General features: G+C 68.7%; 20 protein-coding genes, 1 tRNA gene and 1 pseudogene. 10 read left to right on the top strand and 12 right to left on the bottom strand.

Features of this window, described 5'->3' with window-relative positions; translation table 11 throughout:
* Positions 1 to 14: 14 nt before the first annotated feature.
* The gene (locus FKR81_RS30405) at positions 15 to 1,271 is read right to left on the bottom strand and encodes an FAD-dependent oxidoreductase (protein WP_186763252.1); all 1,257 of its coding nucleotides are present in this window, start codon (positions 1,269 to 1,271) and stop codon (positions 15 to 17) included.
* A 73-nt stretch (positions 1,272 to 1,344) separates the two neighbouring features.
* Between FKR81_RS30405 and FKR81_RS43820 the strand changes: the two genes are divergently transcribed.
* Positions 1,345 to 1,872 carry a GNAT family N-acetyltransferase gene (locus FKR81_RS43820; protein ID WP_186763251.1) on the top strand — a complete coding sequence of 176 codons (528 nt, stop codon included), beginning with the start codon at positions 1,345 to 1,347 and terminating at the stop codon, positions 1,870 to 1,872.
* A 24-nt stretch (positions 1,873 to 1,896) separates the two neighbouring features.
* Here FKR81_RS43820 and FKR81_RS43815 read toward each other — a convergent pair whose 3' ends face one another.
* The gene (locus tag FKR81_RS43815) at positions 1,897 to 2,034 is read right to left on the bottom strand and encodes a hypothetical protein (RefSeq protein ID WP_186763250.1); all 138 of its coding nucleotides are present in this window, start codon (positions 2,032 to 2,034) and stop codon (positions 1,897 to 1,899) included.
* A gap of 62 nt (positions 2,035 to 2,096) precedes the next feature.
* On the opposite strand from FKR81_RS43815, the gene FKR81_RS30395 reads away from it, so the two are divergent.
* Positions 2,097 to 2,885, top strand: coding sequence for a phosphotransferase family protein (locus FKR81_RS30395; RefSeq protein WP_222598452.1), 789 nt, complete (start codon positions 2,097 to 2,099; stop codon positions 2,883 to 2,885).
* 117 nt (positions 2,886 to 3,002) lie between these two features.
* On the opposite strand, the gene FKR81_RS30390 is transcribed toward FKR81_RS30395, so the two are convergent.
* Positions 3,003 to 4,115, bottom strand: a complete 1,113-nt coding sequence (locus FKR81_RS30390; protein ID WP_222598451.1) for a hypothetical protein — start codon at positions 4,113 to 4,115, stop codon at positions 3,003 to 3,005.
* Between the two features lie 257 nt (positions 4,116 to 4,372).
* Here FKR81_RS30390 and FKR81_RS30385 point away from each other — a divergent pair, with 257 nt between their 5' ends.
* Positions 4,373 to 5,398 carry an aldose 1-epimerase family protein gene (locus FKR81_RS30385; RefSeq protein WP_222598450.1) on the top strand — a complete coding sequence of 342 codons (1,026 nt, stop codon included), beginning with the start codon at positions 4,373 to 4,375 and terminating at the stop codon, positions 5,396 to 5,398.
* Positions 5,399 to 5,473: 75 nt separating this feature from the next.
* Here FKR81_RS30385 and FKR81_RS30380 read toward each other — a convergent pair whose 3' ends face one another.
* Positions 5,474 to 6,262: a tetratricopeptide repeat protein gene (locus tag FKR81_RS30380; RefSeq protein WP_146357065.1), complete on the bottom strand. Its 789-nt coding sequence runs from the start codon at positions 6,260 to 6,262 to the stop codon at positions 5,474 to 5,476.
* Between the two features lie 110 nt (positions 6,263 to 6,372).
* Between FKR81_RS30380 and FKR81_RS30375 the strand changes: the two genes are divergently transcribed.
* The 3 genes from FKR81_RS30375 to FKR81_RS30365 all read left to right on the top strand — a co-directional run bounded on the left by FKR81_RS30375 (position 6,373) and on the right by FKR81_RS30365 (position 9,215).
* Entirely contained in the window at positions 6,373 to 6,843 is a 471-nt protein-coding gene (locus FKR81_RS30375) for a YdeI/OmpD-associated family protein (RefSeq protein ID WP_146357063.1), read from the top strand.
* Positions 6,844 to 6,941: 98 nt separating this feature from the next.
* Positions 6,942 to 7,592: a VOC family protein gene (locus FKR81_RS30370; RefSeq protein ID WP_146357061.1), complete on the top strand. Its 651-nt coding sequence runs from the start codon at positions 6,942 to 6,944 to the stop codon at positions 7,590 to 7,592.
* A gap of 354 nt (positions 7,593 to 7,946) precedes the next feature.
* Entirely contained in the window at positions 7,947 to 9,215 is a 1,269-nt protein-coding gene (locus FKR81_RS30365) for a vanadium-dependent haloperoxidase (protein WP_146357059.1), read from the top strand.
* A 187-nt stretch (positions 9,216 to 9,402) separates the two neighbouring features.
* Here the strand turns inward: FKR81_RS30365 and FKR81_RS30360 are convergent, their stop codons facing one another.
* From FKR81_RS30360 to FKR81_RS30350, 3 genes are all read right to left on the bottom strand, one after another.
* Positions 9,403 to 10,638 (bottom strand): chymotrypsin family serine protease, encoded by a 1,236-nt coding sequence (locus FKR81_RS30360; RefSeq protein WP_146357057.1) that lies wholly within the window; start codon positions 10,636 to 10,638, stop codon positions 9,403 to 9,405.
* A 345-nt stretch (positions 10,639 to 10,983) separates the two neighbouring features.
* Positions 10,984 to 11,424 carry a hypothetical protein gene (locus FKR81_RS30355; RefSeq protein WP_146357055.1) on the bottom strand — a complete coding sequence of 147 codons (441 nt, stop codon included), beginning with the start codon at positions 11,422 to 11,424 and terminating at the stop codon, positions 10,984 to 10,986.
* Between the two features lie 21 nt (positions 11,425 to 11,445).
* Positions 11,446 to 13,587 carry a DEAD/DEAH box helicase gene (locus FKR81_RS30350; protein ID WP_186763249.1) on the bottom strand — a complete coding sequence of 714 codons (2,142 nt, stop codon included), beginning with the start codon at positions 13,585 to 13,587 and terminating at the stop codon, positions 11,446 to 11,448.
* 758 nt (positions 13,588 to 14,345) lie between these two features.
* On the opposite strand from FKR81_RS30350, the gene FKR81_RS30340 reads away from it, so the two are divergent.
* Positions 14,346 to 14,873 (top strand): NUDIX domain-containing protein, encoded by a 528-nt coding sequence (locus FKR81_RS30340; RefSeq protein ID WP_186763248.1) that lies wholly within the window; start codon positions 14,346 to 14,348, stop codon positions 14,871 to 14,873.
* 269 nt (positions 14,874 to 15,142) lie between these two features.
* Here FKR81_RS30340 and FKR81_RS30335 read toward each other — a convergent pair whose 3' ends face one another.
* Positions 15,143 to 16,399 carry an MFS transporter gene (locus tag FKR81_RS30335; protein ID WP_235921853.1) on the bottom strand — a complete coding sequence of 419 codons (1,257 nt, stop codon included), beginning with the start codon at positions 16,397 to 16,399 and terminating at the stop codon, positions 15,143 to 15,145.
* Between FKR81_RS30335 and FKR81_RS30330 the strand changes: the two genes are divergently transcribed.
* Positions 16,392 to 17,486: a tyrosine-type recombinase/integrase gene (locus FKR81_RS30330; protein WP_235921852.1), complete on the top strand. Its 1,095-nt coding sequence runs from the start codon at positions 16,392 to 16,394 to the stop codon at positions 17,484 to 17,486. The two genes, FKR81_RS30335 and FKR81_RS30330, sit on opposite strands and share 8 nt — an antisense overlap.
* 559 nt (positions 17,487 to 18,045) lie before the next feature.
* On the opposite strand, the gene FKR81_RS30325 is transcribed toward FKR81_RS30330, so the two are convergent.
* Positions 18,046 to 18,681, bottom strand: coding sequence for a TetR/AcrR family transcriptional regulator (locus tag FKR81_RS30325; protein WP_268891589.1), 636 nt, complete (start codon positions 18,679 to 18,681; stop codon positions 18,046 to 18,048).
* Positions 18,682 to 18,835: 154 nt separating this feature from the next.
* On the opposite strand from FKR81_RS30325, the gene FKR81_RS30320 reads away from it, so the two are divergent.
* Positions 18,836 to 19,543, top strand: coding sequence for a DUF4386 domain-containing protein (locus FKR81_RS30320; protein WP_146357043.1), 708 nt, complete (start codon positions 18,836 to 18,838; stop codon positions 19,541 to 19,543).
* A 664-nt stretch (positions 19,544 to 20,207) separates the two neighbouring features.
* Here the strand turns inward: FKR81_RS30320 and FKR81_RS43810 are convergent.
* A tRNA-OTHER gene (locus FKR81_RS43810) sits at positions 20,208 to 20,302 on the bottom strand.
* Positions 20,303 to 20,405: 103 nt separating this feature from the next.
* On the opposite strand from FKR81_RS43810, the pseudogene FKR81_RS30315 reads away from it, so the two are divergent.
* Positions 20,406 to 20,905: pseudogene (locus FKR81_RS30315) on the top strand (transposase); the annotation flags it as partial.
* A 34-nt stretch (positions 20,906 to 20,939) separates the two neighbouring features.
* On the opposite strand, the gene FKR81_RS30310 reads toward FKR81_RS30315, so the two are convergent.
* A complete protein-coding gene (locus FKR81_RS30310; protein ID WP_146357041.1) occupies positions 20,940 to 21,596 on the bottom strand; it encodes a response regulator in 657 nt (218 codons plus the stop codon).
* On the bottom strand, positions 21,593 to 22,732 hold the full coding sequence (locus FKR81_RS30305; protein ID WP_146357039.1) for a sensor histidine kinase: 1,140 nt from the start codon (positions 22,730 to 22,732) through the stop codon (positions 21,593 to 21,595). The genes FKR81_RS30310 and FKR81_RS30305 overlap by 4 nt, the downstream gene beginning before the upstream one ends.
* Positions 22,733 to 22,875 lie beyond the last annotated feature (143 nt).

The raw sequence follows: 22,875 nt of genomic DNA, 5'->3' as shown, positions 1-22,875 counted from the left end.
AGCAGAGGTGAGCGTCAACCGCGGCGGACCGCCCGGTACAGCCTGGGGAACACCACCGGCTTCATCAGCGAGGCGGGACCGTCGACCATGTTGATGACGCGGATGAAGCGGAGGAACACGCGGGGGTCGCGAGTGATCGCGATCTGCCATTGCTCCATGTACCAGGCGAACGCGCGCTCTCCCAGTCCTGGCCGGTGGTCACCGGTCCATCCCTGGTCCGCGCCGCTGGACAACAACCACGCGGCCCGTGCGGTTTTCGCGACCTCGCGCTGAAAGCCGCGGCATCCCTTGGCGCTGAAGTCGGAGAGCCCGCGGAACAGCAGCGCCTCCATCGCGGCCACCGTCATGCCCTGGCCGTACACGGGGTTGAACGCGCACACCGCGTCGCCCACCGCCACGAGGCCGCCCGGCCACCCGCCCGCGTCCTCGAAAGCGTTGCGGCGGCTGGCCGTCCGCGCGAACCGGTGGACACCGGTGAGCGGTGACGCGGCCCGCAGCATGTCCGCGACGGGGCCGCGCAACGAGTCCAGGAACTCCTGGTACTCGTCGGGGTCGTGGGGTGGGTGATCACCACCGGCGCCCTGCGCGGTGACCATCAACCGGTCACCCTCGACGCGCATCACGGCGCAGCCGCGCGCGTGGTCCGGCGCGGCCAGCAACTCCGCGATCAGGGCCGGGAAGCCCTCCGGCGCCGTGTAGAGCCGGGTGGCGTAGCCGGTGCACGAGTCGACCACGGTGGGTTCCGGCGTGGCGATCCCGGCGTCGGCGAGCCACCTGGCCAGCTTCGAAGACCGACCGGACGCATCGACCACGAGGTCGGCGTCGACGCGGCCGTCCCGCGTGAGCACACCGTCCACTTCGGACCCGCGGAACGACAGGCCGGTGACGTGCACGCCGTCCATGATCTTGGCGGTGACGCGAAGCCGGATGGAGGTCTCCAGCAGTGGCCTGCTGGCGGTCAGCAGCGGCAGGCCCGTCTTCGCCGATGCCAGCCAGCCGTGCCGGTTGAGCAGCCGCGCCTCGCCCGCGTCGGTCAGGCTGGCACCGGCGTCCACCAGTTCCTCGCGGAGACCGGGGAACAGCTCCTCCATGATCTGGCCGCCGCGCACGAGCAGCCCGTGCACGTGCCTGCCCTGCGGTACCCCCGCCCGGTACTCGGGCTGGTCGGACAACCTGTCGCGTTCCAGCACCACCACGTCGTCGCACGACTCGGTCAGCACGCGAGCGGCCAGCAGGCCAGAGACTCCCCCACCGATCACCACGGCTCTCATGGGGCCATTGAACCCGGCCGAACGGTTCACCCCTGAGGGAGTCCGGAGGTTCGCGAATGGCAGCATCGGCCACATGGTCGAGCTCCGAGACGCGACGCAGGCCGACGCCCACGCCATCGCCATCGTGCTGGTGCGGTCCTGGCGCGCCGCCTACCGAGGCCTGCTCCCCGACGACGTGCTAGACGGCCTGTCCGTCCCCGACCGGGAACAGTTCTGGTCGGACGTCCTCACCACCCGCCCACCGCACACCCGCGCGGTCGTCGCCACGATCGAAGGCACCGTCGTCGGCTTCGCCGCGACCGGTCCGCCGCTGGTGCAGGCGGACCGCGCCGACCCTGATCTCGGTGACCTCTACGCGCTCTACCTCGCCCCCGACGTCTGGCGCCGCGGCATCGGCACCCAGCTCCACGCCGCCGCACTCGACCGGCTCCGATCCTGCGGCTTCACCCGCGCAGGCCTGTGGGTTCTCGACACCAACGAACGCGCCCTGCGGTTCTACCTCCGCCGGGGCTGGACCGACACCGGACGTTCCCAGCTCGACCGCGGACCCGGCGGCGTCGAGCTGCACGAACGACGACTCCGCCGCGACCTGAGCGACTGACCATTGTGGACAGTCAGTGGTGGCTCAGTCGGGCAGGTCGTAGTCGGCGCTGACGGACTCCCAAGTGGCCGGACAGAAAGCGGTCCCCCGGTTGCCCGGCTGCTTCCAGTCGCTGAAGAAGGTCTGCCAGTCACCACGGGTCGACTTGCACCGGACGCCCACGTGGCCAATCGTCAACCGGTACGAACTGCAATGCCCTATCCGTCGGTGGTGATCCCGCGACAATGACGGACGTGGAGGAAGTCGAGGTCGTCGTCGCCCATCACGACTGCGCGACCCTGCGCGTCGGCGACGTGTTCCTGAAGATCGACGCTGATCAGACGCGGACCGACGTCGAGGTCGAGGCGATGGCCATGGCGCCGATCCCGACTCCGCAGGTCCTGTGGCGAAAGCCGCCCGTGCTCGCGCTCTCCGCCCTCCCCGGCAGGGCACTCGGCCGCCTCGGCGAGCCGTCGACCGCGTCGCCGGCGGCATGGGCCGCGGCAGGTGCCGCCGTGCGGATGCTCCACGACGCGCCACTGCCGCCACGGCCCGGCCGGAGCCTCGACGAGATCGCGGCGCACCTCGACGGCGAATGCGAGTGGCTCATCACGAGTGGCGTACTTCCCGCCGACCTGGTCACGCGCAACCGCCAGGTCGCCGAGGCCGCGCTCCGGCCGTGGACACCGGTGTTCACGCACGGCGACCTGCAGGTCAGCCACGTGTTCGTCGACGGTGACGAGATCACCGGCGTGATCGACTGGACCGAGGCGGCCCAGGGCGACGCCCTGTTCGACCTCGCCACCCTGACGCTCGGACACCAGGAGCACCTCGGCGACGTCCTCGCCGGCTACGGCTCCGACGTCGACCTCGAGGTGATCCGCGGGTGGTGGTCGCTGCGTTGCCTGCGGGCGGCCCGCTGGCTGATCGAGCACGGCTTCGACCCGTCCTCGCCGGGCTGCGAGTTCGACGTGCTGAGAGGTGCGCTCACCGGAGTGAACGCGCCCCTCGCCCGCGGTCAGATCGGCCGGTAGTTCGGGCCGCCGTATCGCCAGGTCGGTTGGTACACCACACCGTTGTCGAACTTGACGTGCCACGAACCGTCCGACGCCTACCAACCTGCACGTAAGGAACGCAGCAGCGCGTCAGGGTCAGGCTCGGCCCATCTCGGTGTCGATGCGCTGCCGTTCGGCATCACGCAACTCCTGGTAGTGCTCCGCCCTGCTCTGATCGCCGACCCGGCCTGCCGCTGCGGCGGCGTTCCGCAACACCACGAAGGGCAAGCCGGGCACGTCGCGCGCCTGCCGGTCCGCCTCGGCGAACACCACGGCGGCCAACTCGTCCTCCGCGGAACCGGCCAGCAGGAACAGCTCGTGCACGTACGTGCGACCCAAGCCCACCTCCGGCCAGCCGGACACGTCGTCCAGGGCCAGGCGACATTCGCGCAACGCCTCCCAGGCGGCACGATGATCGCCGGCCTGACGCTCCAGCTCGGCCAGCCGCTGCCACGCCGACGCCGAGTCCCACGCGTTGTCGACGAACACCAGGCCATCCCGCTCCGCCCGAGCAGCCTCGGCGAACGCCCCCAGATCGGCGAACTGGTAGCTGAGCTGGCGCAGCGTGTCCTTGTCCCGCGGCCGGTCGGCGGCCCACCGGCCCAGCTCCCGGAGGGCCAGCTCACGGTCACCGGCCAGTACGGCGCGCTCGATCCAGGTCAGCGGGTCCTCGGCGGCCGGATCAGTCGGGAACCACGAGCGCTCAGCCTGCAACCACTCACCCATGTCCTCCTCGGACACGAACGGCTGGTCCTCGTCGAGCAGGCTCTTCAGCACGGCGTCTCGTTCGGCGTGCCCGCTGTCGCGCACATAGGCGATCGTGGACTGCACTCCAGCGGCGAGCAGGTGCTCGAGATCGTAACCGCACCCGGTGTCGAAGTTGGCCTGCTTGATCTCCCAGTGCAGCCAGACGTCCTCCACCTGCCGATGCTCGGCCAGCAGGAACCCGGCCAGCCTGGTCTGCTCGGTCATGCCCTGAGACGGCGCCTCACTCCGGCACAGCGCCTCCTGCTCCGCCAACCACCGCACCAGCGGGAGGTCACCGGGCTGGCGGTCGTATTGCAACGCCCACAACACTTTTGCCCGCCGCACCGCGTTCGCGTCGCAGTCATCGCCATCCGCATCCGTGGCAGGCTCGTAGCGCAGCTCCTGCCACACATCAGACGACTCCCGCATCCGTTCCAACTCGCGCCGCGCAGCATCCATCACGCTCCGAGTGTCCCCCAACAGCGGATCCACTCATCGCGATCACCACAAAACGGTCCGGAAAAGCGAGAAACGTGATGGGCGAGCGGTCATCGGCCGACGGAGCCTCCGACAACTACCCCCGATCTTGATCATTACCAGCTACTCGCCCAGCACACGCTGACATCGGATGTCCAGGCCTTGACGCCGAACGTTGGTGCCGAAACGATTCCGGTACGGCGGTAGCTGAACGCAAGTCGCCTGGGATGGAGCTGGCTGACGTGAACCTGCGACGTGTCTCCCGTCGATCACTCTTGCTGGCCGCCAGTGCCGGAGCCGGCCTCGCCGCCGCGGGGACTCCGGCTTCTGCTGCCGAGGCAACGGACGACGCGCGGCCCTGGCCGAGTCTCGCCGGCACGGAGTGGGTACTGCGGCGTCGCGGCCAGCGCGCGGCCGTGGTCGAGCTCGGCGGCGGGCTGCGCGAGTACACAGTGGACGGAGTCCCGTTCGTGGACCCGTACCCGCTCGACTCACCCGTCAAATCCGCCGGGCGGGTGCTCGCGCCATGGCCCAATCGGCTCCGTGACGGCCTCTACACCTTCGGCGGGGTCACCCAGCAGCTGGCGATCACCGACGTCCCTCGCCGCTCCGCGATCCACGGCTTTTCCCGCTTCGTGCCGTGGCGGCCGATCCGACGCAGCCGTGACTCGATCACCTTGGCCTGCGTGATCGCGCCGCAGCCGGGCTATCCGCATCCACTCCGGCTCACCACGCACTGGAGCCTCACCGACGACGGTCTTCGTGCCGACCACGTGGCGGTGAACCTCGGCGCCACGCCCGCGCCGTTCGGCCTCGGCACGCACCCCGGCCTCAGGGTCGGGGACGCCCTGATCGACGGCCTCGACCTGCATCTGCCTGCCCTCGAGCGGATCACGGTGGACGACCGGCTGCTGCCCACCGGCAAAGTGCCGGTGGCCGGCACCCCTTACGACTTCACGACTCCACGTCCGATGGGCGACCTCCAGCTGGACACCGGATTCACCGGACTGGTGCGCGGCGCCGACGGGCTGACCACGACTCGGCTGTCCGCGCCGAACGGCCCCTGGGTCGAACTGTGGCAGGAGGCCACGTTCGGCTGGCTGCAGCTGTTCAACGGTCTCGGCCCGTCGGGTCGACCGCGCGGGACGCTGGCAGTGGAACCGATGACCTGCCCGGCGGACGCCTTCAACTCCGGCGAAGGTGTGGTCGTCCTCCAGCCCGGTGCCCGTTGGGCCGGCAGCTGGGGGATCAGGGCGTCCACAGGGTGAAGGACAGTGCCGGGCGAGGGCCCGAACCGCGCCCGCTTGGACAGCTCGCCGATCACCAACCCCGGCAGACTCGCCCTAGGTGCGCATGCCGGAAATCCGCGCGGCCTCGGCACACGCCGCGTTTCCTTCCTCGACTCGCCCGATACTGACGAGTCGCCGTCCCAGCTCGTTCAGAGTGCTGATGCAACGTGGCCGTTGTTCATCGGTGTGGGTACGCCAGAACTCCACCGCGGCAGCCGTCGGCTCGTACGCCTCCTCGAGGCGACCGAGGTGCACGAGGCTCGCGGCGAGGTCGTTCTGCGCGTCGGCGAGGTCGTAGGCGATCGACGGGCGTCTTGACCTCTCGGGCTGCTCCCGGAGTTCGCGCAACGCTGAGGCGGCGGATTCCGCCGCGTCCTCATGCCTGCCGAGCTCGGCCAGCATCCTGGTGATCTCCCGTCGGGCGTGGTTCGCCACCTCGACCGACCACGGGTCGATGGCGACCAGGCGGAGGTGCACCTCGCGCTCCTCGTGCGCGATCAGCACCGCCTCTTCGAGCCTGCCCTGCCGCTCGAGGTTGCGACGCAGATCGCTCAACGCGCCGCCGAGCGCCTCGAGGTCGTCCAGTTCCCGGCACAACGCAACCCGTTCGAGATGGATGAGCCGCGCGAGATCGTGCCTGGCCAGGTGTTCCAGCGCCTCGGCGAGAAAGCGCAGTCCCCACGGCAACGCCCGCTCGTGCGGCCACGCCCCGACGGGCTGGTCCCGCCACTCCTCGACCGTGTCCATCCGCTGCCAGACCTCCTGCACCGACGGGTCGGTACCAGTCGGGTCTGGGGGCAGGATGCGTTGCAACGCCGAACGGTCGAGTCTCTCCTCGCTCATCGGCAGTGGGTACCACATGGTTGTGGACGATCATCGAGTCGTGCGAACGGACCAGGCCCGAGCCCCTGGTGGAGGTTCACGCCACTTCAGCGCCCGTTACGATCACTGCCATGACGGCGCGCCGTTTCACCGGCACGGTCCGCGCGGAGGGGCGCGGCCGCGTGGTCGTGCCCGTTCCGTTCGACCCCGACGAGGTCTGGGGCGTCAAGTCCCGGCACCACATCACCGGCACCGTCAACCAGGTGCGCATCCGCGGCGTCATCGAGACTTCCGGTGCCGACCGCCGGATCGTCCTCACCTCGGCCTGGCTGCGCGACAACAGCCTGGCGCCCGGCGACCGCGTCGAGGTCGTGCTGTCCCCGGAAGGCCCGCAACGCGCCGACCTCGCCGAGGACATCGCGGCCGCGCTCGACGCCGCGCCAACGGCTGCCGCGTTCTTCGACTCCCTCGCCCAGTTCTACCGCCGCGCCTACGTGCGCTGGATCGACGGCACCAAACGCCGCCCGGAACTGCGCGCGGCACGGATCGCCGAAATGGTCGAACTCCTGACCGCCGAGATCAAGCAGCGCCCCAAGACCTGACCCGGTCCGCCGGCCCAGCCGACCGCCCCGCTGCGATCGAACATCCGCTCATGCCGAAGAGCGGACGTCGCCTCACTCGATCCGATTAGATCAGGTGGATGAGCGAACCGATCTCGCCGCGAAGCTTTCACGAGGCCGAGGGCGTTGAAGACTGGCGGGTGCTGTTTTCCGGGGCGTGCGCGCACTTTCGTACCGAAACGTTCACGGCGAGCGTCGCCCTGGCGGCCGCGATCGGCAGGCTGGCCGACGCCGCGGGCCGCCACCCGAATGTCGACCTGCGGCCGTCGGCTGTGACGGTGTGCCTGCCGCCGGAAGGCTTTGGTCGCCAGCGTGCGGGTGATGTCGCTCTGGCCCGGCAGATCTCGGCCGCTGCGCGCGAGTTGAACGTGCCCGCCGAGCCGTCCGCTGTGCAGGCCGTTCAGATCTCGATCGACGCGCTCGCCATCGAGACGGTGATGCCGTTCTGGCGGGCTGTGCTCGGCTACGAGCAAGTTGGTGACGAAGACCTGCTCGACCCGCAGAGCCGAGGGCCGGCGGTGTGGTTCCAGCAGATGGATGCTCCCCGCCCGCAGCGCAACCGGATCCACATCGACATCTCGGTGCCGCATGACCAGGCAGAGGCGCGGATCGCGGCGGCGATCGCCGCCGGCGGGCGCCTCGTGAGCGACCGGAACGCGCCCGCGGGGTGGCTGCTGGCCGATCCCGAGGGCAACGAGATTGACGTGGCCACCTGGATGGGACGCGAGTAAACCGCGACATCGCATGCACGCTCATGCCGTTGACCGAACGCTCGCACCGGCGTCTGGCCCTGCTGACATGCGTGTATTTCGACCAGTCTCGCCTCTGCTCGGCGAAACGATCGGGAGCGCTGGGGTCCGGCGCTCGGCGTGATCGCACTGGCGATGCTCCGGGCTGGCGCCCTCGCGTGGCACCGCCGCGAACGAGAGCACGTGGCGGCCTCGGTCGATCAAAGGCTGCTTTCCCAGGCAGCCGTTCGTACCAGCGAGGTGACCTTCAAGTAGCCGTCGCAGGGCCGCCGGAACCAGGACACGATATGACCGTCGTGGCTGCGATTCTCTTGGGCGTCTTTGGAGGCGAGGTCCGTGAGGAAGATCGTCCTGGCCCTGGTGCTCAGTTTGGTCGGCGCTGGGTTGAGCGCACCCGCGGACGCCGAGCCACGGTTGGACAGTGTGCGAGTGTGGAACGAACTCGGGTTGGTCGCGGTGCGGGCCACCCGCGCCACTGACGCCGACGCGGCCCGCACCTACGCGATGCTCAACGTGGCCATCTACGACGCGGTCAACGGACTCGCCGGCCCGGCACGCGCCCATGCGCTGATACCTGGTCCTGGCCCACGCGGCGCTGATCCCCACGCCGCAGCCGTCGCGGCGGCACACGCCATCCTTGTCCGGTTGGACCCCGACCGAACCGCCACCTACGACACGCAACTGCGAGCCGACCTGGCCGGCCTGCGTCCCGGCCATCGGCGCGACGCTGGCGTGCGCTGGGGAGGTGAGGTCGGCCAACGCGTGGTGGCCTCCCGCGCCGACGACGGCTCAACTCCGGTGCAAAGTCAGCCCGCCGGCTCGGGCCCCGGCGCGTTCCGAGCCGAATGGTCCGGCGTGCAGTACCGCAACGTTCGTCCGTTCGCCGTCGCCAACCCCGCCGCGTACGTGCCGGGTCCGCCACCTGCCCTGGACAGCCTGGACTACGCCGCCGCGTTCGCCGAAGTCGCGCTCCTCGGCGACGCCGGAATACCCGCCCCCGACAAGCTCGCCACCTTCCAGTTCTGGTCCGTGCCAGCCGGCACCGGCCAACCCGCCGGCGAGTGGGTCAAGATCGCACTGACTGTGTCTCGCGGCCAACCGTTGCCCACCTCGGCGCGCCTCATGGCGTTGCTGACGATGACGCTGGCCGACAGCACGGTTCCCACCGTCGGCACCAAGTTCAACCACCGTCATTGGCGTCCGGCCACGGCGATCCGCGAGGCGGAAACCGACGGAAACCCCTTGACGCAGCCGAACCCGAGCTGGGCTCCCCGAGCTGGCAGCACAGGCGGAACGCCGGAATACCCGTCCGGACACAGCTCCTACAGCGGCGCGGCTGCCACCGTGCTGGCCGGGTTCTTCTGCGCGGACAACGTTCGCTTCACGCACACCACAGACACCGCACCGGGCGGCCAGGCGCGCAGCTACCCCGGTTTCTCCGCCGCCGCTGCCGAGGCCGGCAGGTCGCGGGTGTTCGGCGGACAGCACTTCGAATTCAGCAACCAGGCGGGTCTTGCCATCGGCCGCAACGTCGCAACCGAAGTGCTCGCCAACCGACTGCTGAAGCGAACCGGTCCCACGCACCACGGACATTGTCCATTGTAGACAGGTTGACCTGGCCTCACGGACACGGTGGTTGTATTCGTAGTTCTGGGTGCACCAACGTCAAGGGCAATCTGCTGTCGGGCACCGGGCTCGGCCTGACCCCGGCGACATGTCGATATTCGGCTGGTCAGCCTCGTCGCCGGGGTCGCGGTCCGCGCCGCCCGCAATGAACGGATTGCAGGAACAGCTAGAGAAGCGTGGCACCGTAGAACTGCAGCGAGCCGACAGTGGCGTCACCTGGTGGCCGTAGCAGCGGAGCCCAGTACACGATGCGGGAACTGTCCGACGGCGGGGCGTTCGGGCAGCTCGTGCCGGTCCCGGGCCTGCCTGTGCTGATCGTGCCGCGCCCGAACATGTCCAGCGTGCCGCGCCTGGGTTGGTAGACCGGTCCGCCGCTGTCGCCCCTGGCCGCCGCGCAACCCGCGCCGTCCAGCTCACCACGGATCAGTGGGAAGAACCCCTCGTCGGTCTGGTTGACGTGCGTCACCCGAACGCCACAGTGTTCCCCGGTGCGGGCACCGCCGGTGCAGACGTAGTTGCCGACGAAGTCCGCTTCCGCACTGGCCACATTCCTGGCGACATTGCCGTCCCAGGGGCCGATGTAGATGCTGGGGCCGAACGTCTCGCCCTGCACGCGCGTGTTGATCATCATGGTGTCGCGACCGGGAACGTCGTTGAAGACGTCGCCGATCAGGTCGCCACCGCCGTCGTAGGCGACGTTGGTGTTGTTGCCGCAGTGACCGGCGGTGAGCATCCGCGCCTCACGGTTCCAGGTGATCGAGAACCCGGTCGTGCATTCACCCCGACCGATCCGGTACTTCGACCCGCCCAGGCGCGGGGAGTAGTCGTTCTGGCGGCTGAGGGGCTGCGGCGCGGGGCCGGACTGCAGGTGCAGCGCCATCGTCGTGGTGCCCAGCACGCCGGTGGCGCCGACGCGGAGTTCCCGCGCGCCCGCCTCGGTCACGGCGATCGTGAGGCCGCTGCCGTCAGCCTCCGGTCCCACCGACAACACCCGCGGGTCGGTGGTGAGGCGCCGCGCTTCGGCGAGCATCTCGCGCTCGCTGAATCTGGCTGGCAGGAACACGACCGGTACGCCGAGCCCGTCGGCGATCCGGCGGACAGATCGCGGTACGTCTCCCTTCCAGTACACGCGCAGATCGCCGTTCGCGGGGTCGGCGACCACGCCGGCGTACTCGGAATCGCGTGCGGCGACGATGTGTCGGGCCGCGGCGTTGAGCTCGTCCTGGACAGCGAACACATCGGCCCACGAAGCGAACCCGGCGGGCGTGGCCGCAACGGATCCCGTTGGCGGCGGTGCGGCGGGTTCCCTTGTGGCGGCCGTGGCCGACGGTGTCATCGGCACCAGGGCCAGGACGGCGCAGGCTGCGAAGATGGCTGCCCGGCGGAGTCGTTTCACGTTCACGGTTGCCCCCTGAAGGAGTGGGGTGGCGGCGCTGGCCGCTGTTCGTGGGGCCGCGGACCTCGACTGGCGGGTCCGTCCTGCCTTCCGCCGTGCAGTGAAGCGGGCTGCTGTTGGAAAAATGTTGGAAAGCCAGGTGAACGCCCGGCCGGTACGTGGTGCCCGGCAAGTGGGCCTTCCGCCGGGTGCCCTCACGACAGGGCGGCGCCAAGCTGCAAAGAGCGAGGCTGCCCACTCAACAGCGCAGTTCGATCTTCAGCCCTGTTGCGCAGCGCAAGTCGAGTGCGAGCCCGGCCGAGCTGTGGGACTTGCCCCGGCTCGACGCAAGTGCGTGCTTGGTGATCCCGGTCAGCGGCGGCTGGTGGCCAGGATGACGAGGAACTGGCCGCCGCCCGCCTCGATGTTGGCGGTCACCGGCAGCTCTGGTGACAGTCGGGAGAACCGGTCCAGCAGCCAATCCGCAGCTTCCTGGGCGTCCTGCCTGGTCGGACAACGGGCCACCATCTCGCGGCCCCCCTTGCGCTCCAGCCGACCGGCAACGGTGATCAGCGGCGCGGGTTCGACCACGTGCAGGCGATCCGGCCAAGCGATGACCACCTTGACCGCGCCCTTGCGGGTGTTGCACCCGCGGTGCGCGAGCCGCTCGGCGACCTTGGCCTTCCGGTCGGCGGTCCGGCTGTCGACGCTGGGCCCCCGCGGGTCGTTCACCGACATGTCGGGGTCGACCGGTTCGTCGCACACCCAGCACCGCCAGCCGTCGCGCTCGGCCACGTCATCGAGGAGACTCACCCGAGCAACCTAGCTCAGATCCTAGAGACCAAGGCGCTGCTGCTCGGCCTGCACCACTCGCTGCTCCACCGACACCGCTGAGTCCAGCGCGCTCGCGTGCGAGTGCTTCGTGTCGCTTTCGCGCGCGTAGTGGTCGAACAGCAGGGTCTTGTGGTCGCGGACCTCCTGCACCCGCGCGTCCACGCTGTCCTTGACCAGCAACCGGTGCACGTGGACCTTGCGGACCTGGCCCATCCGGTGGCAACGGGCGATCGCCTGGTCCTCCGTGCTCGGCTTCCACTGCGGCTCGGCGATGATCACCACGGACGCGGCCTGGATGTTGAGGCCCACGCCGCCCGCCTCGATCTGGGCCACCAGCACCGCGTGGTCCTCGCACGCCGTGAACGCGTCCACCAGTCGTTGACGGTCCTGCGCCGACGTCGCGCCGGTCAGGGGACCGAAGACTTCGAGCTGGTCCGCGACCGCGTCCAGCACGTCGTGGAAGTACGAGAACACCACGACCTTCCAGCCGTTGTCCCTCGACTCCTCGATGATCTCCAGCAGCCGCTCCAGCTTCGCCGAGCCGCGGGGCGTGCCCGGCGCGTACGCGGCGCGGCGCATCGCCATCAGGTTCCCCTCGCGCACCGCGTCGAGGTACGCACCTCGGTCCTGCTTGCCGAACTCGACCCAGTCCTCCATCTCCAGCAGCTCCGGCAACTCCCCCAGCACGTCCTCCTGGTTGCGCCGCAGGTACACCGGTGCGACAACGCGGCGGAAAGCCTTCGCTCCCACCACGGCGTCGGTGGCGCCCGTGCGGGCCGCGACGCTCGGCTGGAGATAGGCGACCAGGTTGCGGAACTCCTCGACGCGGTTCTCCATCGGCGTGCCGGTGAGGAGCACTGCCCGCTCCGCGCGCTGCACGATCTTGTTGATCGCCTGTGAGCGCTGCGTGTCCGGGTTCTTCACGTAGTGCGCCTCGTCGACCACGACCAGCGCCGGGCGGAACCTCTTCGGCAGCACCAGTTTCGGCAACGTGCCGAACGTCGTCACGCCGACGCCGCCCTGCGCCAGCCACTTGCCGACCGCGCCGTCGCGGCCCGCGCCGTGCATCCGGTGCGGCACGAGGTCGCTGTGCCTGGCGATCTCGTTGACCCAGTTGACGACGACGCTCGCCGGGCAGACCACCAGGAACCCACGCCGTCCACCGGCGGCGAGGCTGGCCATCACCGCGATGGCCTCGATCGTCTTGCCCAGTCCCATCTCGTCGCCGATGATGACGCGTTTGCGGGCCAGCGCGAACTTGGCTCCGAACACCTGGTAGCCGCGCAGCGACACCTTCAGCAGGCTGGTGTCCAGTGTGGTCGCGTCGACCTCGTGCTCGATGTCGGCCGGGACGAAACCCTTGGCGGCACTGCGATCCGGCATCGCGTCCGCACCAGCGAGGTCGGCGAGGAGCGTGTTGTAGGCGGCCGCGTCGAGCTCGTAGTCGCGCCACAGCGCGCGGTGATCCAGGTCCGGCACGCGCAGCTGCGTGCCCACCGCGCGCAACGCCGCCACGTCGCGACTGGCCAGCATGGCCTCGAGCCGGTCGAGCGAATCGATGGCCGCCTGTCGGTTCTTCCGCAACGAGAAGAACATCCGCACCCGGCTCCAGGCACGGGATGCGGCGCGCACGTCGGCGTCAACCTTGCCCAGCACGTCTCCGAGCGGCTCGCGCAGCGGACCGACGAGCTGGTTCGCCCTGCGCAGCTTGGACATCAGCTGCAGCAGCTCGGTCTGGGCGCGGTCAGCGCGGTCGGGGTTCAGCCGGACAGTCGTGTCGCGCGCGACGCCGTCGACGACGGCGCGGGCGACCCGCACGATCTGCTCGGCGGACTGCCTGCCGACTCCGGGCACGCCGTCGAGCTGTTCCGGGCGCGCCTTGGCGACGTCGGCGACGGTCCGGTACCCGGCGGCCTTCAGCTTGCTCAGCCGCAGGTTCGCCTTCGTGTCCCGGAGCTTGTCCACCGGCATGGCACGGAGCTGGTCGGCCACCAGCGAGTCCCGGACCTCCTGGTACCTCGCGGCGGCGAGCGCGAGCAGCCGATCCGGTTCCGCGCGCACCCCTGCTGCTTCGGCGCGGAAGGCCTTCGCGGCGGCCAGCACCGCGCGAGCATGCCTACCGACCTTCGACGAGTCGTCCACCCGTGTCCTTTCGTCAGGCGGTCAGAGAGTACCGAAACCAGACCTGCCGGTGGTCCCGAAGAACCGAGCAGCATGCCGAGATCGTTCTGCGCCAACTGCTTCGAGAGGGTAGAAGGTCGTCGTGGGCTTCGACACGGCGCCGAGCTCCGGACCACTTGCCGCCACGTCGAACCAGATCTACTTGACGACCTGGAAACGGAGCGAGGTGCCTGCTGGACCACGCTGGCGCCGACCACCTGGACCACCCGTTGCCCGGCGGCCGCCTTCGCCTTGGCGATCGCCGAGGCGACCCCGTCGGTCACGAACGTGAAGGTCAACCGCTCGTCCTGTTCGGGCATGACCGGCGGCGGCGTGTGGGTGAGCACGAAAATGGGGACCTGGAACTCGTAGTTGCCGACGAACCAGTCCGGATCCTCGGCCATCGCAAAAGTCCGCCTGCCCATGACAACCGCGCCGGTTGCCTGGATCAGCGCGGTCATGTAGTGGCTGCCGCCAGAGGCCGCCGGGTCGGACAGCCGCGCCGTGCTGCCCCTGCGGTCAGCGACGAGCCGTCCAACGACATGGCCATGCCTGTGTGCACCGTTGCCATCGCGCTGCTCTCCAAGGAAGTGGTTGTGCTGTTGCTGGGACAGACCACGCCTGCAGCAAGAACTCATCGGCGCCAGGTCGTTTCGATGCACCGAGGGGGTGGCCAGAGCCAACGCCTCATCAGGCAACCTTCGCCCTGTTGTGGCGACGCGGAACTACGCTCGGGCCCCATGCCATCGGACGCCACCAGGCCGCACCCTTTGAGCCCGGAGCAGTACTACGCCTCCCGCCCACCGGTGTTCGTCGGCGCCGGAGCAGTGCTGCTCAACGACTCAGGGGACATTTTGCTGGTGAAGCCCACCTACGAGCCCCGGTGGGTGATCCCTGGTGGCGCGATGGAGCCGGAGGAGACACCGCGTCAGACGGCACGACGCGAGATCCGAGAGGAGCTCGCTCTGGACCGCGACCTGGGGACCTTGCTCTGTGTGGACTTCGTCCTCGCCACAGCGAAGCGACCTAAGCCAGGGGTCATGTACTTGTTCGACGGCGGTCTGCTGAGCACCGCCGACGAAGCCGCCATCAGACTTCCCGCGGACGAGCTCACCGACTACTGCTTCGTCCAGCCCACCGATCTTCCTGACTACATCGGCGGGCGGCTGCTGCGCCGCGTCCAGACTGCCCTCGCAGCCCGTCAAACCGGGATCCCGGTCGATCTCGAAGACGGTCATCGCCCCGGCGAACGTGACGTAGAGGCTTGACACGCAGGGCAAACATTGCCTGATTGGTGCCGTTCCGGCCAGCCCCCAGCCGACTCGGTCGGCTGGGCTCCGGATGACTGTCAGGCCGCATCACGGAGAGCGTGCAGCACCCTCGCAGCTTCCCTCTTGGCATGCTCCAGGCGCGGTGAGGTTGCCGAGGTGGAGATCGGCGTGCCCAGTCGTCCACCTCGGTGTCGATCTGCTCCTCACCCGAACACCTGGGCCTTAGTGCGGAGCGGCCTCTCCCGCGCGGCTGCGGATTCTCGCGCTTACCCGGCTGATTCGTCCGCAGCGCTTGCCAGGGCGCGGTTGTTCAGCACGGGATAGAAGACCAGCGCCACCAGGATGAGAAAAACACCAGCGGCGACATACGAGACCTGGACGGCGAACACGCTGGCGAGAACGCCGCCGAGTGCCGCTCCGACCGGCCCCCCAGTCATTACCACCACTCTGCTCGACGAGAGCACCCTCCCCAAGAGTTCATTAGGCACGATCTGCTGGCGCAATGTGCTCACTACGACTTTCTCCGCAGTCATCAGCGCACCGGTCACCATCATCATCGCGGCCGCAACCCACGAACTGGTGGCCAGTCCCAGAACCAGAATGGCCGCGCCCACGCCGACTTTGCCCGCGAGCAGCACGGTGCCGGAGCCGAACCGCTTGCTGACAGCCGCGGCCGCCAGTCCCCCGATCGTTGCGCCCACCGCGGTGGCCGTCAGCAGCAGGCCGAAACCGAAATCCGGAAGTCCGAGGACCTCCTTCGCCAGCAGCGCGAGCATCGCGAACTGAGCGGTGGCGGCAACGTTGCCGAGGCAGGAAACCGTGGCCAGCGCCCGCAGGGTCCGGTTCCCGAACAACCACCGAATGCCCTCGACGATTTCGCTCCGCACGCTCTTGCGTGGAGCGTCGGACGTCTCCTTCGGCTTGACATCCGTCCGGATCGAGAGGATCAACAGGCCGCTGGCGGCGAACGAGAGAGCGTTGCCGGCGAACGGCAGGAAGTTCCACACACCGAACAGGGCGGAGCCGAGCGGGGGCCCCACGAAGTCCTCACCGTTGCTCTCCGCTGCGGCGATCCGCCCGTTCGCCGTTGCCAGTTTCCGCGGATCCCGCGACACGAAATCGGGAATGGCCGACTGGGCGGCGACGTCGAAGAAGACCTGGCCGATGCCCAGCAGGAACGCCGCGAGCACCAGCCACACCAGGTTCACCTGCGCAGTCAGGATGAGCACCGCGAGAGCGACCAGGACGGCGAAACGGCCCAGGTCGGCCCACACCATCACCCGCCGGCGGTCCACTCGGTCCACCAAGACACCGGCGTGCAGCGAGACCAGCACCCAAGGAATCTCGGCGGCCACGACGACGAGGCTCAACGCCATCGGGCTGTTGGTGCTCTGCAGGGCCAGCAGGGGCAACGCGGCAGCGTGCATGCCGGTGCCGATGGCCGACACGAGCGTGGCGCCGAAGAGCCGGTGAAAGCGGCTGCCCAGTTTCACCTTGGCGTCGTGAGATTCCTTCGTGGGCACTTCGATAATTCCTCCGGCCAGACTTTCAAAACAGAAGACTCCAGCGCTGATTACCGCGCTGAACCGCTCCGAATGGGTCGCGACCTGGTTCGCCGCACTCGATCTCGACCCGCGCACGGTCGACAACTACCGCAGCGTGTTGCGCTGCCACATCCAGCTCCGCTGGGGCGCCACACCACTCAACGCCATCATCGCGCTCGGCGTGAACAAGTGGATCAGCGACCTGCGGCAACTCGACTACACCAACACCACCATCGCCACCATCGTCAAAGTGCTCTCGATGATCCTCACCGACGCCGCTGATCAGGGTCTCATCTCCACCAATCCCATCCGCCGCTACCGACGCCGAGGACGACGCAGCCACCGCATCGAACGCGAACGCGTCTGGGCAACACCGACCGAGGTGCTTCGCATCGCCGAGCAGGCCGCCGCGCTCGGTGGTGAGACCGCCGGACTGCTGATCATCACCGCCGGCTGGACCGGATGCCGCTGGGGCGAACTCACCGGCCTGCACCGCGACAACGTCGACCTCGACCGAGGCGTCCTGATCATCGACCCACGCACCGGTCACCGCACGAAGCGCGCACACGCGCTGGCTCGGCTCGCCCAAGACCCCCTCATCGGCCCGGACGATCACTCTGCCACCGTTCCTCATCACCATGCTGCGCAAGCACCTCGAGCAACACGACAACGAGTTCGTGTTCACCGCCGAAGCCGGAACATGGTGGTGGCGCAGCACTTTCATCCGCCGTGTACTCAACCCGCGGTCAACGGCAACGAAGGACGCCCGCTGTCGGGCGTCCGCACCGTGCCAATCCGCCCCGGCCTGACCTTCCACGGACTGCGGCACAGCCACAAGACCTGGCTGATCGCCGGCGGCGCACCCGAGATCGCCCAGGCACGACGACTCGGCCACCACGTGCCCAACCGCGTCACCGAGGTCTACTCCCACGTCGCACCCGAAGTCGAACTCCGACTCCTCAACGACTTGCAGCGACGCTGGCACGAAGCAGACCTGAATGTCCGAGCGCACCCGACCGCACCGGAGCCTGCAGAACGCCATGTTTCGGGTCCGCTTGCGGCGTAAGCAATCCACTGCCCTCACACCGTTAGTAGAGGGGCGCGACAATCACCCAGTCCAGCGACCAGCAGACAGATCAAGCCGGAGATTGCTGCTCCAGAACTGCTCGGCAGGGGCAGTACGACACGATCACCGAAGATCAACCCCAGAACAGAAAGAACCGCAGGACGCACACAAGTGCCTACGACACAAGCATCTCTCGCTCACTCCGCGTAGGACAGATAGCCGGACGGTTCGGGTGGTCAGACAGTCCAACTCGTACTGCGCCCACCCTTGACGAAGGGCTACCCGGAGAGCACAACGACCCGAACGCGCTGTTGGAGATGCCTGGTCGATCTTGCGGCGGAGGCTGTCGCCGACTTCAGTTCGAGTTCGTCACCACCAAACCCGCAGCTCCAGGTTCCTGAAGCGCGTGGGCAAGCGGGCGAACGATGTCGTCCTTGCCTTCGGAGGCATGGGAGTTGAACACGCCCCACTTCCTGAATGCGACATCAGCCGGGCACCCGTCCGCTCATGGTCGCGATGCGGCGGCCATCGATCGGGCGTGAGGCGGGCCGGTAGGGAGCTAACCGCGGAGGCGTTCGAGTCCGTTCAGGAGCAGGTCGAGGGTGAACTCGAACTCGATCTGGCTGTCGCACCACCCGAGCGCGGGGTCGGTGCTGTCGTGGACCTCGGCTGCCACCATGGCGGTCAGGTGCGGCAGGGCCGCGGCCATCACGGCCAGGTCCGCCTCCGCGGCATCGACCTCCATGCTCCCGCCGGCTGACTCCGGGCTGAAGATCTCCTGCGCGAACCCGAGCGGCATGCTGCCGAACGCGTGCAGCGCCCGGTGCGCGAGGTGGTAGGAGAACCCAGCACCGACGAGGGTGCCCACGATCCCGTCGTAGTAGCCGTACACGCTGGCTGGGATGGTCCGGCGCGAGCCCAGCAGCCCAGGGACCCACGGGTGACGCACCATGACCTGACGCGCCGCGAGGAACTGTTGCCGCAGCCGCGTCCGCCAGTCTTCGTCACCGCCATTCGGGTCAAGGCGGCCGACCTCGGCGATCACAGTCTCGACGACGCCGTCGAGCAGGGCCTCTTTGTCGGGCAGGTGGTAGTAGAGCGACATGGCCTCAACGTTGAGATCGCTGGCGAGGCGACGCATCGTCAACGCTTGAATCCCCTGCGCATCGGCCAGAGCGATCGCCGCAGCCAGCACGCGCTCGCGACTGAGCGGCTTCCGAGACGCCTTCGCTGCCACCGGGCTCCCAACTCTTGCGCTCACCTTACAACGTATGGTCACCTTACGACGTAAGAATGGTAGTCGGATCCGATCACCATCACGAGCCGGCACGGCCTCCGAAGGAGCCACGATGCACGCGCTGATCCGTACCGCACGCACGACCGGGCTGCTCTACCTCGGCCTCGCCATCACAGGCCTAGTCGGTTTCCTGCTCATCCGGTCGCAACTCTTTGCGGCCGACAACCCCGACGCGACACTGGCCAACCTGGTCGAGCACGAATCGCTCGCCCGCGCCGGCGTCGCCTTCGAGCTGCTCATCGTCGTCACCCAGGCCCTCGCCGCCGTGTGGTTCTACCGCCTGTTCCGCACCGCAGTCCCGCTCGCCGCCGGCGGCATCGCCGTGTTCGGCCTTGTCAACGCGGTCGTGATCCTCGTCAGCGCGGCACTGCTGGCCACGGCGGTCCAAGTCGCGCTCGACCCGGTCGGGGACGCGGCAGCCACCGTCCAACTGCTGTACCTGGTCAGCGGCGACATGTGGGGCGTGGGAGGACTGTTCTTCGGCCTGTGGCTCATCCCCATGGGCTGGTGCGTGCTCCGCTCGGGCTGGATGCCGCGCGCCCTCGGCTGGATCCTCGTCGGCGGCGGCGTCGGATACCTGCTCAGCACGTTTGTCAGATACCTCGCCCCCGACGTACCGGTGGTCGCCGACGCTCTCGTCTTTCCCGCGACCATCGGCGAGTTCTGGATGATCGGCTACCTGCTCGTCCGCGGCGTCCGCCGCCAAGCACTGCACGAAGCACCGCCAACCGCGCGCACGCCGACGCCTGCGGCGAGCTGACCGGTCGCAGGGCCGCCGTTCCTCATCAGCGTGCTCCGCAAGCATCTCGAACGACACGACAACGGGTTCGTGTTCACCGAAGGCGGAACCTGGTTATGGCGCAGCACTTTCATCCGCCGCGTCCTCAAGCCCGCGGTCAACGGCAACGAACACTGTCCACGATCAGCGTCCGCACCGTGCCGATCCGCCCAGGCCTCACATTCCACGGACTGCGGCACAGTCACAAGACGTGGCTCATCGCCGGCGGTGCGCCCGAGATCACCCAAGCCCGACGCCCTCGGCCACCACCTGCCCAACCCGCGTCACCGAGGTCCACTCGCACGTCGCACCCGAAGTCGAACTCAGACTCCTCAACGACCTACAGCGCCGCTGGCACGAAGCCGACCTCAATGTGAAAGCGCACCCGGCCGCACCCGAGCCGTCACAACGCCACGTGTCCGGACCACTTGCCACGTAACGGATCCCGCTGACCCTTACACCGCCGGCGGGAGGGGCATAACGATCACCCAGTCCAGCGACCAGCTTGATGATCAGGCTGGAGAATCCCGCTCCAGAACTGCTCCACAGGGTCAGCACAACACGATCACCGAAGATCAGACCCAGAACAGCAAGAAACCCGCCTGACCAGCGAAAACCGCTCGATCAGACGGACTCTTTCAAAGAGTGGAGCTGAGGGGACTCGAACCCCTGACCCTCACACTGCCAGTTTGGTCCACAAAGGACTTCTGTCAGCACAAACGCTAGAACACCAACAACTCCAACGCAACTAGCCGCTGTTCAGCGCCGTTGAGCGCCGTTGCGCTCCTGGTACTGCTCCAGTTCTGCTGCAGCACGATCAGTGTGAAAGGACTCGCTCATGAACGCCCTGCGGGCGTGGCTGCGTGAGTACGCGGGCAAGCATCCCCGCTGGGGTCACCGACGCGCCTACCACGACGCCCGCGGTGAGGGCTGGACCGTCAACCACAAGAAGATCCAGCGGCTGTGGCGCGAGGAAGGCCTCCGCGTGGTCGTGAAGCGTCGCCGCAAGCGGGTCGGGTCCTCCACAGTGCCGCCAGTGCCGTCCGCAGCTGGGCCGGACATGGTGTGGACCATCGACTTCCAGTTCGACTCGACCACCGACGGTCGACCGGTCAAGATCCTGTCGTTGGTTGACGAGCACACCCGTGAATGTCTCGGCGGACTGGTCGAGCGCTCGATCACCGGCGAAGTGCTCGCCACCGAACTGAACCGGATCACGGCCACTCGCGGTGGGGGTGGCCTGGCGGTGCTGCGGTCGGACAACGGGCCGGAGATGATCGCGGCTGCGCTGACCGAGTGGGCTGGCCGACGACCGGGATGCTGTTCATCCCACCCAGGGAGCCGTGACACAACCCCTTCATCGAGTCCTCTGTACCCACTAATGGGCTCTCACGCGTCTGGTGTCGTATGCCCACATCGCGATCTCGACGCGGTTGCGTGCGCCGAGCTTGGTCATCAACGATGCGACGTGGTACTTGACCGTGCTCAGGCCGACGAAGAGCTCGGTGGCGATCTCTGCGTTGGTCCGGCCCCGTGCCACCAGCGCGAGCACCTCCTCCTCGCGCTCGGTAAGCGGGTCGATGGGCTGGACCGGTACCACCGGCGCCTGGTCGGCGAAGATCGCCAGCAGCCGACTGGTGACGTTGGGGGCGATCAGCGCGTCCCCGTTGGCCGCCGCGTGGATGGCCTGCACGAGGAGCGCCGGACCGGCGTCTTTGAGCAGGAAGCCGCGGGCGCCGGCGCGCAGGGCGCCGAGGACGTACTCATCGAGGTCGAAGGTAGTGATCACGACGACCGCCATCGGGTCCGTCACGTCCGACCCGGCCAGGCGCCGCGTCACTTCGACGCCGTCGAGCCCGGGCATCCGGATGTCGACGAGGAGGACATCGGGACGCAGCCGGGTCGCCAGGTCGAGCGCTGCGAGCCCGTCTGCTGCCTCCCCCACGACCTCGATGTCGGGTTGCGCGCCGAGGATCGTCACCAGCCCGGTCCGGATCAAGTCCTGGTCGTCGGCTACGACAACACGGATGCTCATCCCAACGCCTCCACCGGCAGCACGGCCTCGACCACCCAGCCACCCTCGGGCCCCGGCCCCGCGGAGAGCGATCCGCCGAGGAGCTGGGCGCGTTCGGCCATGCCCAGCAGGCCGAACCCAGGCTCCGGGGCTGGCCCCGGTTCGGTCTGTCCATCGTCGCTGACACGCAGTCTGACGGCGTCGCCCTCCCGGCGTACGTCGATCCCGACGCGGGTCGCGCTCCGGGCGTGCCGTACGGCGTTGGTCAGCGACTCCTGCGCGAGCCGATAGAGCGCGGTGTCCACAGGTCGTGCCAGCCGAGTCAACGAACCGTCCAGCGAGACCTCGATGGTGGGCGTCGCGTCGGCGCGCGCCAGAGCAGGCAGGTCCGCCACACCCCGCTGCGGTGCGTAGGCGACGGCTTCCTCCTCCCGCAGCACCCGCACCATGGATCTCATCTCCGCCAGGGTTCGCGACGCTTCAGACTCGATCACGGCCAGGAACTCGGCAGCCTTCTCAGGCTGGATGCCGGCGACCACACCACCGGCCTGCGCCTGCACCGCGATGGCCGAGACGTGGTGGGCCACTGTGTCGTGCAGCTCGCGCGCCAGCGCCACCCGCTCCTGATTGCGGATCTCGCGCTGTTGGCGATGCCAGAGGTCCGCGCGGTAGCGGAAGACCGCCGCGAGGGCGACGAACAACAGCAAGAGGACGCTCCCGCCGAAAACGTCGGCCAAGCCCGCAGCGGAGGCGTACATCCCCAGCGCGACGACGACTGTCACGAACGCCGTCCCCAGGACCATCTCCCGTCCCGAGCCCCACCGCACCAGGGAATAGAGCAGGATCAGGACGGCCATCGTGGAGTAGAGGCCGACGTCCCCGGCGTGCGCAGTCAGCTGGAGGACCGAGAGCAGCCCGGCGACGCCCCATCCGACCAGGGCGGCCATCAGGGGGTGGCCCCGCCGCCAGAGCAGGGCAGGCGTCAGCGCCAGGGCGAGCACCGTCACAAGGGGTTGCCAGGCCAAGCCCGGCCGAGCGATGCCCTCGACCAGGGCCGCGGCCGCGACCACGCCCACCAGCAGCCAGTCGAGCCGACCGATGGGTGGGGCGTCAGCAGGCCGCGGCTCACGCCAGATGGAACGCCGGACAGTGACCACGGCTCCAGCCTAGGGCTCGGCGTGCCCAGGCGTACCAGCCGAAAGAACAGGAGAGAGACCATGCCATCGGCCAGGCAAACCCCAGCCTCCGGGCCGGGGCGCCCGCCGCCGGGTTCAGCGATCGTGGGCCTACCGATCCTCAC

The organism is Lentzea tibetensis, assembly GCF_007845675.1.
Taxonomy (GTDB): Bacteria; Actinomycetota; Actinomycetes; order Mycobacteriales; family Pseudonocardiaceae; genus Lentzea; species Lentzea tibetensis.
This window is presented reverse-complemented; position numbering and strand designations above follow the sequence as displayed.

Bases quoted from the DNA above. Each gene is read 5' to 3' on its own strand.
- FKR81_RS30340 (WP_186763248.1), top strand. From the start codon at position 14,346: ATGCCATCGGACGCCACCAGGCCGCACCCTTTGAGCCCGGAGCAGTAC.
- FKR81_RS43820 (WP_186763251.1), top strand. From the start codon at position 1,345: ATGGTCGAGCTCCGAGACGCGACGCAGGCCGACGCCCACGCCATCGCC.
- FKR81_RS30395 (WP_222598452.1), top strand. From the start codon at position 2,097: ATGACGGACGTGGAGGAAGTCGAGGTCGTCGTCGCCCATCACGACTGC.
- FKR81_RS30380 (WP_146357065.1), bottom strand. From the start codon at position 6,262: ATGAGCGAGGAGAGACTCGACCGTTCGGCGTTGCAACGCATCCTGCCC.
- FKR81_RS30320 (WP_146357043.1), top strand. From the start codon at position 18,836: ATGCACGCGCTGATCCGTACCGCACGCACGACCGGGCTGCTCTACCTC.
- FKR81_RS30405 (WP_186763252.1), bottom strand. From the start codon at position 1,271: ATGAGAGCCGTGGTGATCGGTGGGGGAGTCTCTGGCCTGCTGGCCGCT.
- FKR81_RS30370 (WP_146357061.1), top strand. From the start codon at position 6,942: ATGAGCGAACCGATCTCGCCGCGAAGCTTTCACGAGGCCGAGGGCGTT.
- FKR81_RS30310 (WP_146357041.1), bottom strand. From the start codon at position 21,596: ATGAGCATCCGTGTTGTCGTAGCCGACGACCAGGACTTGATCCGGACC.
- FKR81_RS30375 (WP_146357063.1), top strand. From the start codon at position 6,373: ATGACGGCGCGCCGTTTCACCGGCACGGTCCGCGCGGAGGGGCGCGGC.